Origin of the sequence: Mongoliitalea daihaiensis (genome assembly GCF_021596945.1) — a bacterium.
Classification (GTDB): domain Bacteria; phylum Bacteroidota; class Bacteroidia; order Cytophagales; family Cyclobacteriaceae; genus Mongoliitalea; species Mongoliitalea daihaiensis.
On the sequence record NZ_CP063779.1, the window covers coordinates 497,143 to 509,506 of the forward strand.

At 39.5% G+C, this 12,364-nt stretch carries 15 protein-coding genes and 1 tRNA gene; 6 read left to right on the forward strand and 10 right to left on the reverse strand.

Features of this window, described 5'->3' with window-relative positions; translation table 11 throughout:
- Nucleotides 1–445: 445 nt before the first annotated feature.
- From rplS to IPZ59_RS01895, 4 genes are all read right to left on the reverse strand, one after another.
- Complete coding sequence (gene rplS / locus IPZ59_RS01880) at nucleotides 446–811, reverse strand: 50S ribosomal protein L19 (RefSeq protein WP_236138189.1); 366 nt, start codon at nucleotides 809–811, stop codon at nucleotides 446–448.
- Between the two features lie 86 nt (nucleotides 812–897).
- The gene (gene trmD, locus IPZ59_RS01885) at nucleotides 898–1,584 is read right to left on the reverse strand and encodes a tRNA (guanosine(37)-N1)-methyltransferase TrmD (RefSeq protein ID WP_236138190.1); all 687 of its coding nucleotides are present in this window, start codon (nucleotides 1,582–1,584) and stop codon (nucleotides 898–900) included.
- 3 nt (nucleotides 1,585–1,587) lie between these two features.
- Entirely contained in the window at nucleotides 1,588–2,118 is a 531-nt protein-coding gene (rimM, locus tag IPZ59_RS01890) for a ribosome maturation factor RimM (RefSeq protein ID WP_236138191.1), read from the reverse strand.
- 14 nt (nucleotides 2,119–2,132) lie between these two features.
- Nucleotides 2,133–2,687 (reverse strand): 30S ribosomal protein S16, encoded by a 555-nt coding sequence (locus tag IPZ59_RS01895; protein WP_236138192.1) that lies wholly within the window; start codon nucleotides 2,685–2,687, stop codon nucleotides 2,133–2,135.
- A gap of 322 nt (nucleotides 2,688–3,009) precedes the next feature.
- On the opposite strand from IPZ59_RS01895, the gene IPZ59_RS01900 reads away from it, so the two are divergent.
- From IPZ59_RS01900 to IPZ59_RS01910, 3 genes are all read left to right on the forward strand, one after another.
- Nucleotides 3,010–3,081: transfer RNA gene (locus IPZ59_RS01900), tRNA-Arg, on the forward strand.
- 103 nt (nucleotides 3,082–3,184) lie between these two features.
- Nucleotides 3,185–4,234: a cellulase family glycosylhydrolase gene (locus tag IPZ59_RS01905; protein ID WP_236138193.1), complete on the forward strand. Its 1,050-nt coding sequence runs from the start codon at nucleotides 3,185–3,187 to the stop codon at nucleotides 4,232–4,234.
- Nucleotides 4,235–4,385: 151 nt separating this feature from the next.
- Entirely contained in the window at nucleotides 4,386–5,363 is a 978-nt protein-coding gene (locus tag IPZ59_RS01910) for an endonuclease/exonuclease/phosphatase family protein (RefSeq protein ID WP_236138194.1), read from the forward strand.
- A gap of 71 nt (nucleotides 5,364–5,434) precedes the next feature.
- On the opposite strand, the gene IPZ59_RS01915 is transcribed toward IPZ59_RS01910, so the two are convergent.
- Together IPZ59_RS01915 and IPZ59_RS01920 are read right to left on the reverse strand one after the other, a co-directional pair.
- Nucleotides 5,435–6,079 (reverse strand): response regulator, encoded by a 645-nt coding sequence (locus IPZ59_RS01915; RefSeq protein ID WP_236138195.1) that lies wholly within the window; start codon nucleotides 6,077–6,079, stop codon nucleotides 5,435–5,437.
- A gap of 183 nt (nucleotides 6,080–6,262) precedes the next feature.
- Complete coding sequence (locus tag IPZ59_RS01920; RefSeq protein WP_236138196.1) at nucleotides 6,263–6,988, reverse strand: energy transducer TonB; 726 nt, start codon at nucleotides 6,986–6,988, stop codon at nucleotides 6,263–6,265.
- A 102-nt stretch (nucleotides 6,989–7,090) separates the two neighbouring features.
- Here IPZ59_RS01920 and IPZ59_RS01925 point away from each other — a divergent pair, with 102 nt between their 5' ends.
- Nucleotides 7,091–7,432: a hypothetical protein gene (locus tag IPZ59_RS01925; protein WP_236138197.1), complete on the forward strand. Its 342-nt coding sequence runs from the start codon at nucleotides 7,091–7,093 to the stop codon at nucleotides 7,430–7,432.
- Nucleotides 7,433–7,439: 7 nt separating this feature from the next.
- On the opposite strand, the gene IPZ59_RS01930 is transcribed toward IPZ59_RS01925, so the two are convergent.
- Both IPZ59_RS01930 and IPZ59_RS01935 read right to left on the reverse strand, forming a co-directional pair.
- The gene (locus IPZ59_RS01930) at nucleotides 7,440–7,853 is read right to left on the reverse strand and encodes a type II toxin-antitoxin system VapC family toxin (protein WP_236138198.1); all 414 of its coding nucleotides are present in this window, start codon (nucleotides 7,851–7,853) and stop codon (nucleotides 7,440–7,442) included.
- Nucleotides 7,850–8,107 carry a DUF6364 family protein gene (locus tag IPZ59_RS01935; protein ID WP_236138199.1) on the reverse strand — a complete coding sequence of 86 codons (258 nt, stop codon included), beginning with the start codon at nucleotides 8,105–8,107 and terminating at the stop codon, nucleotides 7,850–7,852. Before IPZ59_RS01935 ends, IPZ59_RS01930 begins: the two co-directional genes overlap by 4 nt.
- A gap of 92 nt (nucleotides 8,108–8,199) precedes the next feature.
- Between IPZ59_RS01935 and IPZ59_RS01940 the strand changes: the two genes are divergently transcribed.
- On the forward strand, nucleotides 8,200–8,811 hold the full coding sequence (locus tag IPZ59_RS01940) for a Uma2 family endonuclease (RefSeq protein ID WP_236138200.1): 612 nt from the start codon (nucleotides 8,200–8,202) through the stop codon (nucleotides 8,809–8,811).
- On the opposite strand, the gene IPZ59_RS01945 is transcribed toward IPZ59_RS01940, so the two are convergent.
- Nucleotides 8,801–10,135: a metal-dependent hydrolase family protein gene (locus IPZ59_RS01945; protein WP_236138201.1), complete on the reverse strand. Its 1,335-nt coding sequence runs from the start codon at nucleotides 10,133–10,135 to the stop codon at nucleotides 8,801–8,803. The two genes, IPZ59_RS01940 and IPZ59_RS01945, sit on opposite strands and share 11 nt — an antisense overlap.
- 51 nt (nucleotides 10,136–10,186) lie before the next feature.
- Nucleotides 10,187–11,419: a hypothetical protein gene (locus tag IPZ59_RS01950; RefSeq protein ID WP_236138202.1), complete on the reverse strand. Its 1,233-nt coding sequence runs from the start codon at nucleotides 11,417–11,419 to the stop codon at nucleotides 10,187–10,189.
- Nucleotides 11,420–11,600: 181 nt separating this feature from the next.
- Here IPZ59_RS01950 and IPZ59_RS01955 point away from each other — a divergent pair, with 181 nt between their 5' ends.
- The gene (locus IPZ59_RS01955) at nucleotides 11,601–12,362 is read left to right on the forward strand and encodes a tryptophan-rich sensory protein (protein WP_236138203.1); all 762 of its coding nucleotides are present in this window, start codon (nucleotides 11,601–11,603) and stop codon (nucleotides 12,360–12,362) included.
- The last annotated feature ends 2 nt before the right edge of the window (nucleotides 12,363–12,364 follow it).

Sequence of the window (12,364 nt, forward strand, 5' to 3'; positions counted from 1 at the left end):
TCATTTTTGGAATAGAAGATCGAAAAAATTCCGATTATCTGTTATTTATATTCTATTTGTACATGTAAATCATTGCAAAATTTTAGCTCATAAATCTCAAGTCATATCCCATCAAGGAATTAGCTTTTGGCTACAGGATTATGTACGAGGGAATAATAAATTTTCTATTTGCTTTCGCAAGGGTACTTACTAAGCGTAAAGAAATCTATTTGTAGCCCACAAGTTTCGTGTTCAAAGATGAGATCCTTTCTTATGTCAAATATTTCACCATTTCAACCCTTTTGCTGGGAAAATGCAGGGACGCTTCGTTAGAAAATGAGAACTGCACCTGAAGGGTGTCTTTTAAACTCAGTAAAAAAGCTCCATTTCAGTGAGAAATAAGTAAAAATAAAAAGGGGACCCAATAGGAGTCCCCTTTTCTTGCCAAGATTTGCCTTGATTAAACTTACTTTCTTGGTCTGATTTTTTCTTTGATTTTGGCAGACTTTCCTTGACGGCCTCTCAAGTAGAATAGACGAGCTCTTCTCACTTTACCTTCTCTCATCAATTCGATTTTCTCGATAGATGGGGACAAGATTGGGAAAATTCTCTCTACACCCACACCATTAGAAACTTTTCTTACAGTGAAAGTCTCACCATTGGAGTTAGGGTTTTTTCTTTGGATTACAGTTCCTTGGAATTGCTGGATTCTTTCTTTGTTACCTTCCACGATTCTTACGTGAACGTTGATGGTATCACCAGCTTTGAAAGAAGGGAATTTAGCTCTTACTTCGCTGTATTCCGCTTCTACGATTTTCATTAGTTCGCTCATAGCTTAAATGTTTTATTTGCTTGTAGCAATGCGCTCCCGCGCAGTCTTGAATGAATTCTATAATATGTGCTTGCTTACAATCGCCTTCAGAAATCTTTCCCTTCCAAAAGGTCAGGTCTTCTTTCTTGTGTACGGCGAACCGATGCTTCAAATCTCCAGGATTCGATGTTGGCTTCATGACCTGATAGCAATACCTCCGGAACTTTCATTCCATCATACTCCGCTGGCCTAGTGTAGACCGGTGGTGCTAGCAGTCCATCTTGGAAGGAATCTGTCAATGCTGAGGTTTCATCATTGAGCACGCCAGGTATCAATCGGATAATCGCATCTGTCACGACGGCAGCTGCCAATTCTCCTCCTGATAAAACGTAATCGCCAATGCTGATTTCACGGGTAATCCATTTTTCACGGACCCGCTCGTCCACACCTTTATAATGACCGCATAGAATCATGATATTTCCTTTCAATGAAAGTTCATTGGCCATGTTTTGGTCAAAAGTCTTTCCATCGGGACTCATGTAGATAATCTCATCATACCTTCTCTCCGCTTGCAATGCAGTGATGCATTTGACGATGGGTTCCACCATCAACACCATTCCTGCCCCGCCTCCAAAAGCATAATCATCGACTTGCTTTTGCTTGCCTACGGCATATTCCCGGAGATTGTGTACCCGAACCATGGCGATTCCTTTTTCTTCTGCCCTCTTGAGGATAGAATGAGCGAAAGGACCTTCCAACAAACCCGGTACCACGGTAATGATATCTATACGCATGGGTTAATCTTCCAAATAGATGTCAAGTAAACCTGTGGGCAATTGGCAGTAAACTTTTTTAGCCGCCTTGTCAACCTTGGATACAATTCCATCCTGAATTGGGATGAGAACTTCTTTGCCTTTGTGGTCAACGCCCATTAGATCTTGGGTTTGTAGGTCATAAATGACTTTTACTTCCCCGATACTTCCCAGTACTTCATCCAGTACTTCGAATCCTATCAACTCATGAAAGTAATATTGATCTTCCGGTAACTCCTCCAGTTGGGCGAGTGGTAGAAACAATCCCGAGCCTACAAGAGGGGTAACTGCTTCTATCGTATCGTAATCCTCAAATTTCGCTAGCGCTTTGTTGCTGAATTGCCACACAAAGTGCTCGAGAAAAAAAGGAACCAAGCGGGATTTTTGTTCTACGAACACATGCTTGAGGTCTTCGTATTCTTCCGGGAAATCTACATCGAGAACGATGCCTACTTCACCATGTAGTCCATGAACTTTGGCTATATGGCCCAATTGAAAACAATTGTCTTTGTTCATGGGGATATGAGATATTAAGCTTGAGTTTCCTCTCCACCTTCAGCCGCAGCCTCTGGAGCTTCTTCAGCAGCAACTTCAGGAGCATTCGCCGCCGCAGCAGCTGCATTTGCTTCGTCTTCTCTTGCTTTGATAGCATCCAAACGTGCTTGGTTTTTAGCTGCTTCAGCATCCAATGCCTTTTGGCGAGCATCAGCCTTCGCTTTCGATAAGGATTCTACTTTACCGCCGATTGCAGCATCTTTACCCGACTTCCACGCTTCAAATTTAGCATCCGCTTGTTCTTGCGTGATAGCACCTTTCATTACACCGATTTGAAGGTGTTTTTTCAACAATACACCTCTGTAAGATAGCATCGCCCTTACAGTATCTGTTGGCTGTGCACCATTCATCAACCAAGTAAGAGCTCGCTCATTGTTGATGGTGATAGATGCAGGGTTAGTGTTTGGGTTGTAGGTACCCAATTTCTCGATAAAGCGTCCATCACGTGGAGCTCTAGCATCAGCTACTACTACGTCATAGATAGCCAATTTCTTACGACCTCTACGCGCTAATCTGATTTTAACTGCCATATAAATTTGATATTTAGTGATTTGATGGATCCCGTCCATCGTAATTTTTGGACTGTAAAGATACGCCTTTATCTTGAAAATCAGCAAATCACCTCAAATATATTTGTGTATTTAATTGTAATTAGCTTAAATTTGACCTGATTGAACGAGATCAGTGAATAGTGAAAAGTGAACATGGAGAGAATTAGGAATGAGATATGAATTATTAGGAATAAAGGTTTAAGACACGTATGGAGTCTTAATTCTTGCTTCTTAAATCTTGTCTCTTACTTTAAACGCTCATATCTTGTTTCTCACATCTCGTTTCTAAAAGTCTACTAATGGCTGCGTAGTTCAACGGATAGAACAAGCGTTTCCTAAACGTTAGATCTAGGTTCGATTCCTAGCGTGGCTACTGAATTATTTTTGAAAAACTTAGAGATCTGAATTCAAATCTCTAGGTTGCCGCTTGCAAGGTAAATTTAACAATGCTAAAGACACTCAAAAGACTCTGGTTTTTGAAATTGAATAAAGTGTTTATTATAGCACTAACGATTATACTTATAACCAATTCATCTTGCGAGGTTCACGATTCGACTCCCAACAAAGCACTCCCTCCAATCCCTGCTCAGATCAAAGGACCTTTTGAGGTTAATGGCAACCAACTCACCGAAAACGGAAAGCCTGCATTTTTTTATGGAGTCAATGCTATGCAAACTTTTGGTCTTGGCAATCCCGAGTTGATGAAAGATTGGAATATCAAGATTGTAAGGGAATTTATAGGGAATTTAGGTGAACAGCCCGTCGATGGTTATCCAATACGTGGCAGTGACAATAAATGGTATCACCCCCTGCAGCGAATCGTTGAACAAAACAGGTCTCAAAATATCATTACAATTCTATGCCCTTTTGGTTGGGTAAATCCAACTGGTGAACAAATTTTGTTTGCGGGTCTCAATCCTTCAGAACAGAATTTTTACACAGCCTATAAGACGAAAATGAGAGAGATTGCCGAGCACTTCAAAGATCAGCCCGATGTTTGGATTCAGGTTTGGAATGAACCTTATCATTGGAACAATGAAAATGGATATACTCATGAAATTTGGCTAAGGGATATGAGTGAAATGGTGGACAACCTCAGGTGGGTCAATGGTTTTCATAATTTGATCATTGTTCCTGGAAATGAAATGGGGCAATCCGAAAATGCTATTCTATCTCATGGTAAACAACTTACAGACAATAGATTTAATATAGTATTCGATTTACACGCCTATGAAAAATGGCTTGTAAACACGAGCGAAAATCAAATTAAAGAGCGCTTATTAGGTATCAAAAACAAAGGAATACCCTTTATCTTTGGAGAAGTTGGAGTCCAAAATGTAGGCGCTGTAATGGAAGTCAATCATTTCCTACAAGCGGCAGATTCACACGAAATCTCTGTTTTGGCTTGGCTTTGGGTTCAAAATAGTCAGTACAAGAATGCTTTGCTAGATGAGGGAGGAGAACCAAACTCAACCCCATCTAATAATCATTGGGGGGAAGTTTTTAAAAATTTCCTTCGAGAATAAAACCTCCGAGATAGGAATAAAAGTTGAAAGGACTAGGCAGACAAATCAGTTCAAATAAACCATTTTTCAACCTTCACACGAACACAATTTATTTTTATCCTATTGACTATCAATATTTTTAGTAGTATTTTTCTTCATAAAAATAATTTTTATGGAAAAGCTATATTTCACTTGGTGGAACCTAGAAAACCTTTTTGATGTAGAGGATTCTCCTAGACGTCCAGCTTGGTTACAGTCAAGATTAGCCTCAGAACTCAGAGGTTGGTCTTCGGAAGTACTCACACAGAAAATTGAAAACCTTTCAAAAGTTATCGCTCAAATGAATGAAGGAAAAGGACCTGATCTTCTGGGGGTGTGCGAAGTAGAAAACAAAGAGGTGATGAATATTTTAGCTGCCGAACTACGAAGAAAACTCAATAGACGGTATCTAGTAAGACATCACTCAGGTAATGATGGAAGAGGGATTGATATCGCCTTCTTAGTGGATAGTCAAAAGTTTTCGATTGAGCGGAAAATCTTTACCTATGAAGTCCTCAAGCGAAGTGCCACGAGGGACATTTTGCAAATCAATTTACAAACAAAAAGGGGCAATGACATCATCGTGATTGGTAATCATTGGCCAGCGCGCTCCGGCGGACAATATCAAACAGAACCCTACCGTATGATGTGTGGAGAAACCCTCAGCTATTGGATCAGCCGAATCATAGAAATCAGAGGAGAAAATATCCCGATTTTAGTCATGGGAGACTTCAATGATGAACCATTCAATCGCTCCCTGACGGATTACTGCATGAGCTCTGCTTCTCAGACCAAGGTGAGGAATGGCCGAATCCCCTATCTCTACAATCTCACCCAACAACTCAATATTAACGAGGACAGCTCCTATGTCTTTGGAAATGAACGTTTGTTGATTGATCAAATGATGGTAAGCAAAGGTTTTTTGAATACTCATGAAAACTTTGACATGAGTCATGCAAGGCATCATGTTTTTTCACTTCCTAACATGACCACTGGAATCCACCGTGCTCCGATTAGGTTTGGACGACCTTCCTCCCCAAGCAGTTTTAATACGCTTGGTTTTTCTGATCATCTGCCACTTATTCTAGAGTTAGAGGAAAAATTAAAATGAAGGAAAGCGGCCTTACAGGCTACTCAACTTACTTAAAAAAGAATCTACCAACCATAGAAAAAATGAACATATTACAACTGAGGATGCTCTCGGATCAAACCTAACAATCCTGATACATTGTGAACATTAAGCTTACGATAAATATTTTTTCGGTGTGTTTTGACGGTATGGGGGCTCAAGTGTAGCTTATTGGCAATTTCTTTCCCTTCTGCTTGATTCAAGATCATTTGAAGAATTTGTGTTTCCCTGTCTGATAAGGAAAAAACATCACGCATTTTTTGATAAAGGCAAGGCGCTCCGTTAGGTCGATGATTTCTTACCGCTTCAAAAGATGGAAAGTATTCCCCTCCAGTAGCTATTCTTTTCAAGGCATCGGTAAATTCCTGCAAACAAGCATCTTTCCCAATAAACCCATTAGCACCAAGATTTTTACACATCTCAAGGGTAGTTTTATTTCGCTGTCCACTCATGACAAGTTTGCGGATTTCAGGATACTTTCGATTTAAATATGGCAACAATTGGATCCCATTCATGATCGGCATATTCAAATCTATTACCAATACATCTACTTGCGAGTTCTTTTCCAAATACAGGACAACTTCCCTTCCATTTTCAACTTGTCCTACTAATTTAAACTCCGGAAAACCCTCTAGGAGCTTACTGACCCCGATGGCGAAAAGCCGATGATCATCTGCCAATAAAATAGAAATACCCATCTTAAAAATAGTTTAAGTTCAAAAGATAAATTCAATAAGGTTTGAGAAATTTACTCTAAATGAGGCAGTTAAAATTGTAAAAAAACGAAATGAATAGCATTTAATATAAAAATAAGGCAATTTTTTCTTTCCCAGAAAAGTATCAATACTCATTACTTCTATGCTGAGTTTTTAGGATTACTGTTAACCTAAAACAAATCTTACCGGTAAGAACAGCCAAGCATCAATAGGATAGTCTTGAAGGTCCACAGCATAAACAAACCCATCTTCATACAGGTCAATTACTCTAAGAGCCTCCTTTGCCAAAGATTTATGAACCTCATTTGGGTTCATGACTACTTTTTCCAACAGGCTACCATTTGCACTGACTTTCAAGCCTAGCAAAACCGTGCCTTGAGCCCCAACTCTCCTAGCTACGACAGGATAAGTTAATTCTCTCTGAATAAATCTTCCCCATGAATCCATTGATCTTAAGCTTGGCTTAAATACATTCCTATCTACAAAGGAGCCATTAAACTCCCCCTCACAAACAGTACCAGCACAGGCCAATTCTAAAACTACCCGACTCCCATTATGCACTTGGGTGTATGTTAGCCCTTCTTCAAATTCGGTTATTTCTATTGAAATTAAATCACCAACAGGTCCGTATTTGGAAATTTGTATGCGCTCCACATCATTGTCTCTAAGGGTAGTCTTTCGATTTTGAACCAAGAGATAATCCAGGGTATAGATTTTTTCCAAGATCTCCCCCTCAGATGGCATTGTTTTTACATCATTGTACGTATGCTCTCCAAACCCAAGAGCTAGAGGATAAAAATGCTCATTGAGAGGGATAATTTCCCGCTCTTGTGCAATGACATGAAAACTAACAAATAAAAAAACTATTGGTAGGACAACTAATTTTCGCATAGCAGGAAACAATGACTAACTTATAAATACTAATCTAAAAGATTTTCGAATAAATTACCTGCTATTTGTAGCGTTTTTTCCTTTTATTGCGTTCCCGTATATATGAAAAGCTTCAAATTATATTGGATTGCAATCCTACTCCTAATTGTCAGCAGCTGCGCCGAATCTCCAAATCCCTTAAGACAAGGTAATGCTGAAATTGTGATCAATGTGGCAACTAGAGGGGTCTATAATTTTTTAATTCGCTTTCAAGGAGACCTTTACTACCCCACCAACCTTCCCGAATCATTTCAAGTGCTCAGCCAAGAACCAATACTTGTGAGTATACAATTTGAGCTTACAGGAAATCAAAAAACCATTTCCAGACCTGCTCCAAATGATATCCCCATTCCTTTTCGGGAAATTCCAGAAGTCAACATACTCTCAATTTCTAGAAGAAATTAAAAGCTTATCAAAAGTAAGTTCGGATAAACTCCTGACAGCTCATTACAGGAATCTCCGAAAAATAAAAATCATTGCTATCATCTGTAATCAGAACATCACACCCCTCCTCAACCGCAGAAAAATATTCCAAGGCATCCTCAAAATCAATAGGGTAAGGAAATGATGATGCTTGATTTACAGTTGATTGATTGACAGATGTACTTTTAATTTTACTGCACAAAACCTGAAGCTTTCGCTGCGCCTCCTTTTTACCAGTCTTTTTTTCGGAAAAATAATAGGCTATTGCTAGACAAATAGGAGAAGTATATACCTGAAAGTTGGGTCTATCTACTAAACTCAATACTCTCGCTGCATAAGAGAACACAGGATACTCATGATTAAGCACCGCAACAAGTACATTGGCATCCAGAAAAACCCTCATTTTTTTGCATCAAAATAAGAGGATTTCAAGTCTTTTCTGCTTTTGGATTTGCCATAGGTAGCTTCTCCCTCTGCCAACATGGATACCCAATCAGACACAGGCAGCTCGTCTAAACTCTTGTAATCACCTGAGACGATTTTTTGGTACAAGAATTCGGTCAACCGGGACAAACTCATGTTTTGATCGGAAGCGAATTTTTTGGCTTTTTCGATAACTTCTCTATTGAATGAAAGTGTGATTTTAGCATCCATCATCGCATCATTTGTTGTACGAATAAAAATATAAATTTATACGTAAAACTACAAATAAGATTCATTTTTTAACTCATTTTCAGTAACTTTGCACTATGGAGCAGGAAAAAGAAATTTCAAAAACCAATGAGCCAATCAGTGAATACGGCAAATTCTCTTATGCTGATTACTTGACTTGGCAGATGGAGGAAATGGTGGAATTGATCAAGGGAAAAGTATTTAAGCAAGCAGCTGCTCCAAGAGTTAATCATCAAAGGGCAGTTGGTAAAATTTTTATTACACTTGCAAACTTTCTCAATTCAAGGACTTGCGAGGCGTTTGTGGCACCTTTTGATGTACGTCTTCCGGTAAAATCTAGAAAAAACGAGGATATCGATACAGTAGTGCAACCCGATATCTGCGTAGTATGCGACCCTACCAAGATTGATGAATTAGGTTGCGTAGGCGCTCCAGACCTGATAGTTGAAGTTTTATCCCCTGGAAACAACCGAAAGGAATTGAAGCACAAATACGATGTCTATCAAGAAGCTGGTGTATTGGAATACTGGATTGTACAACCCGTAGAATGTACATTGATGATATACACGCTGGTAAACGGGCAATATCAAGCTTCTAAGTTATTGACTATGGGTGACATTGCCCGCTCTCAAGCAGTGAAGGGATTTGAATTGGATTTAAGCTCAGTTTTTGAAAATATCAATCCATAATATTCTTGCACAGCTTGCCATCTTTCATGATTACCTTAAATTTCTCGGAAGGATTGGCAATTACCGACAAATCCGCCAAAGGATCTCCATCTACCAGAATCAAATCTGCCAAGGCGCCTACTTCTATCACGCCGAGTTTTCCCGGATAAGGACTTCGCAAACCTGATAATTGAAGCAATTGAGCGTTATCATGGGTGACCATTTTCAATATTTCGGCATTACTAAACCAAGGCTGCAACTTCAATATAAATTCATTTTGACGATCATTTAGCTCTGGTTCAAACAGGAAGTCTGTTCCCCATGCTAGCTTCAGCTTGAGCTTTTTTGCCAAAGGCCATACCTTCAACTGTCCCTCCAGTAAAGGCGCACGTTTAGCAATTCTTTGTGGATCCATATTAGGTGTGTTTTCTACCAACATTTGTGTCGATAGCCACACTTTTTTTCTTCCCGCATAACGCAAAGTTTTTTCATCCAACAGTTGCCCATGTTCAATACATTTAACCCCAGCATCAATAGCTCTACGGATCGCTCTTGGAGTGTAGGCATGAACCATGACATAAGTACCCCAATCCTCGGCAGCCTCTACTGCCGCCCGCATTTCATCAAAAGTATATTGTGTTACATCTATAGGATCATAGGCTGAGGAAGATCCTCCTCCTGCCATTAACTTAATTTGACTGGCACCAAACCTAAGATTTTCCCTTACAGCAGTTAATACCTCATCCCTTCCATCTGCTATAAACGTGGCATTAAACCGCTCTGCACGGGAAGGTTCCCCGAAGAATTTCCTGGACCGCTCATCAGGAGTTCTAAAGTCCCCGTGACCCGCTGTCTGGGAAATTGTAGCTCCCGAAGGCCAAACCCGAGGACCTTTGGTCTTATCAGTATCGATGGCCATTTTCAATGGGAAAATTGGACCCCCAGCATCCCTTACCGATGTAAACCCTCGCATCAACATTTTTTCAGCATTAACAGCTACCTTTTCCATCATCATACCCTCGGAAAACATCGGGGACATCATCTCCCGCATGGTCAAGGCTCCAAAGGTTAAATGCACATGGACATCGATTAAGCCAGGCATCAAGGTCTTACCATCCCCAGCAATCCGAACAGCCTCATCCATGTCTACAATCGGCACAGGGCTAATTCGCTGTATCGTATTACCAACTACAAGCACATGTACAGGTGCAGAAAGCTTAGTAGATTTCCCATCAAACACAACCACATTTTCAAAAATAGTCACCTGCTCATTTTGAGCAAACAAGGGAAAATAGGAAAATAACAGCATCAGCAACAAGGTTGCTTTCGATAAATAAAAATTCATATTAAAGAGTTCTATTGATTTCTAAGCTAATATAGAAACTCTTGACCGGTTTTAGTATAACATCCAAGTGGAATTGTTTGAAATACCCTTCAACGCAGAACTAGGAACAGCCTGAACAGAGAGAATGGGATACTCCGGCGCTGCATTCCCCATCTTTCCCAACAATTCACATTTAGCCTGTATATCTTCCAAAATATTTCTCAAAGCAATATAATGTTGAACAAGCTCATTCTTTTCCACTAGGGGATCTGTCGCCTGATCAAATAAATTAAAGTTTACTTGGTCTTGTATGTAAAACCAGTTTTTCAAAAGTGCAGAATTATTGGTTTGATAAACCTTTTGCTGGATTTTGGCAAATAACTCAAGCAATTCTTGCTGCATGGGACAGAGAATATCCTCTTGCGCTGACTCTTTTACAGCCTTCCAGCTTATAGCCTTCTTCTCACTTTGACAAGAACTAAAGTACTCTGTTGGTGTAACGAAGCCTACTCCATAATCCTCCGCAGCCTGAATCAATTCATTCAAAAAAACCTTCACATTCGCAACAACCTTAGCATCACTTAACCGATTCATGTCCAAATAAATACAATAAAATTCATCAGCGTCTGACTGAGATGCTACCCATGAAACAAATTTCCGAGCACCATTTAAAATTGCTTTTGATGAGCCTTGAAGATACTTGAGATCAAATAAATCATGCGCAAAACATATTCCCCCTTTGAAATCCATAGACTTGTAAGTAGCAAAAGGCTCATGATGACCTAATAAATCAATTGGGAAAGGTTGAAGCATATGCTTGATTCCTAAAGATTGGCTGTTTTTAAAAACCTGAAAAGGGTGCTGCCCATTGATATTAAAAAACACTTGGGGCACTTGTCCAAAATGATGCTTGATCTTTTTGGATTGAGCCATCACTTGGGTCAAAAACTCCTGCTCATTGGTTCGTGCATAAACCGAGTGGGAATATGACTCTGCCAAAAACTCAACCCCTCCATGATGATTCAACTCCTTTAAGAGCCGTATCGATTCTGAGGATTTTTTATCTAGAAAGTCCAACATCATTCCAGATAAAGAAACACTGATTTTGAAAGCGTGCTGGGTTTCCTGAAATTTCTTTAGTAAAAAATTCCCCAAAGGAAAATATAGATTTTTATTCAATTTACGCATTCTCGTCTCCAAGGACTCTTCATCAAAATAAGCAGCATAGGACCCTGTTTCAAAAAATCTGAAATTTCTAAGCCGAATGGGCTCATGGGCATGAAATACTACACTAATTCTTTTCATAATGCTGGACTTTTAACGATTTGATCTAGCAAACCAAAAAGATGATTTACAGCATAAAATTAGCTCTATGTGGTTTTTTAAGAGCTAATTACGGTCATTGTCAAAGATGATATTGGTCATATTTTGAAGATTTCTTGCTTTCAATCACATTTACTATATTTCAAAAAACTATTTTCTACTCATGAAAAATCAACTCTTTCTGTTAGCCAATCTCCTCAGCTTTGGTATTACAATTTTTATGAATTACCTATTTTCTACAGGGTTTGATGGGAAAAAAAGCGTGGGAGAAATCAGTGCAATTTACTCCGTAGATATCACGCCGGCTGGATTCACTTTTGCCATTTGGGGATTGATTTATTTGGGTTTAACAATCCTTTGTATCCAACTCATCTTGGAAGCCATTCGCTCCAAGGATCCAAATCTATCCAAAAAGCTGGGGCCTTGGTTCATCTTGAGCAATGGTTTTAATGCAGCTTGGATTTACTTTTGGACATCTGAAATGATTTTTGTCTCTGTACTGATTATCATCGCCTTGCTGATTTGTTTGATTATACTTACGGTCAGAACCACCTCTTTGGACACTAGCTCCTTCTTCTCTTTTAACTACTTTAGTCAAACAAGTCTAAGAATCTATACAGGTTGGGTGATAGCAGCTACCGTACTCAATGTCAGCATTTGGATCAGTGCATTGGACCTGGAATTTTTGGATTATCCGTTTGTATCCGTGGGAGTTTTATTAGTTGCGGCTACCATCTATATACTTGTTGGGCTAAAATTTAAGAGTAGCACAATTCCCTTGGTTGGCTCATGGGCCTTTTGGGGAATTGGCAGCAACAGTCCTGATGTTCCTCTCATCTCGCTCGTTGCACTGGTGGTAAGTGGAATTTTTGTAGCCGTGAGTGTGGCTATCCTAGCGATGACAAAAAAGAGGATTAACAGCTAAAT

Bases quoted from the DNA above. Each gene is read 5' to 3' on its own strand.
- rplS (WP_236138189.1), bottom strand. From the start codon at position 811: ATGAGCGAACTAATGAAAATCGTAGAAGCGGAATACAGCGAAGTAAGA.
- trmD (WP_236138190.1), bottom strand. From the start codon at position 1,584: ATGCGTATAGATATCATTACCGTGGTACCGGGTTTGTTGGAAGGTCCT.
- rimM (WP_236138191.1), bottom strand. From the start codon at position 2,118: ATGAACAAAGACAATTGTTTTCAATTGGGCCATATAGCCAAAGTTCAT.
- IPZ59_RS01895 (WP_236138192.1), bottom strand. From the start codon at position 2,687: ATGGCAGTTAAAATCAGATTAGCGCGTAGAGGTCGTAAGAAATTGGCT.
- IPZ59_RS01910 (WP_236138194.1), top strand. From the start codon at position 4,386: ATGGAAAAGCTATATTTCACTTGGTGGAACCTAGAAAACCTTTTTGAT.
- IPZ59_RS01915 (WP_236138195.1), bottom strand. From the start codon at position 6,079: ATGGGTATTTCTATTTTATTGGCAGATGATCATCGGCTTTTCGCCATC.
- IPZ59_RS01920 (WP_236138196.1), bottom strand. From the start codon at position 6,988: ATGCGAAAATTAGTTGTCCTACCAATAGTTTTTTTATTTGTTAGTTTT.
- IPZ59_RS01925 (WP_236138197.1), top strand. From the start codon at position 7,091: ATGAAAAGCTTCAAATTATATTGGATTGCAATCCTACTCCTAATTGTC.
- IPZ59_RS01930 (WP_236138198.1), bottom strand. From the start codon at position 7,853: ATGAGGGTTTTTCTGGATGCCAATGTACTTGTTGCGGTGCTTAATCAT.
- IPZ59_RS01935 (WP_236138199.1), bottom strand. From the start codon at position 8,107: ATGATGGATGCTAAAATCACACTTTCATTCAATAGAGAAGTTATCGAA.
- IPZ59_RS01940 (WP_236138200.1), top strand. From the start codon at position 8,200: ATGGAGCAGGAAAAAGAAATTTCAAAAACCAATGAGCCAATCAGTGAA.
- IPZ59_RS01945 (WP_236138201.1), bottom strand. From the start codon at position 10,135: ATGAATTTTTATTTATCGAAAGCAACCTTGTTGCTGATGCTGTTATTT.
- IPZ59_RS01950 (WP_236138202.1), bottom strand. From the start codon at position 11,419: ATGAAAAGAATTAGTGTAGTATTTCATGCCCATGAGCCCATTCGGCTT.
- IPZ59_RS01955 (WP_236138203.1), top strand. From the start codon at position 11,601: ATGAAAAATCAACTCTTTCTGTTAGCCAATCTCCTCAGCTTTGGTATT.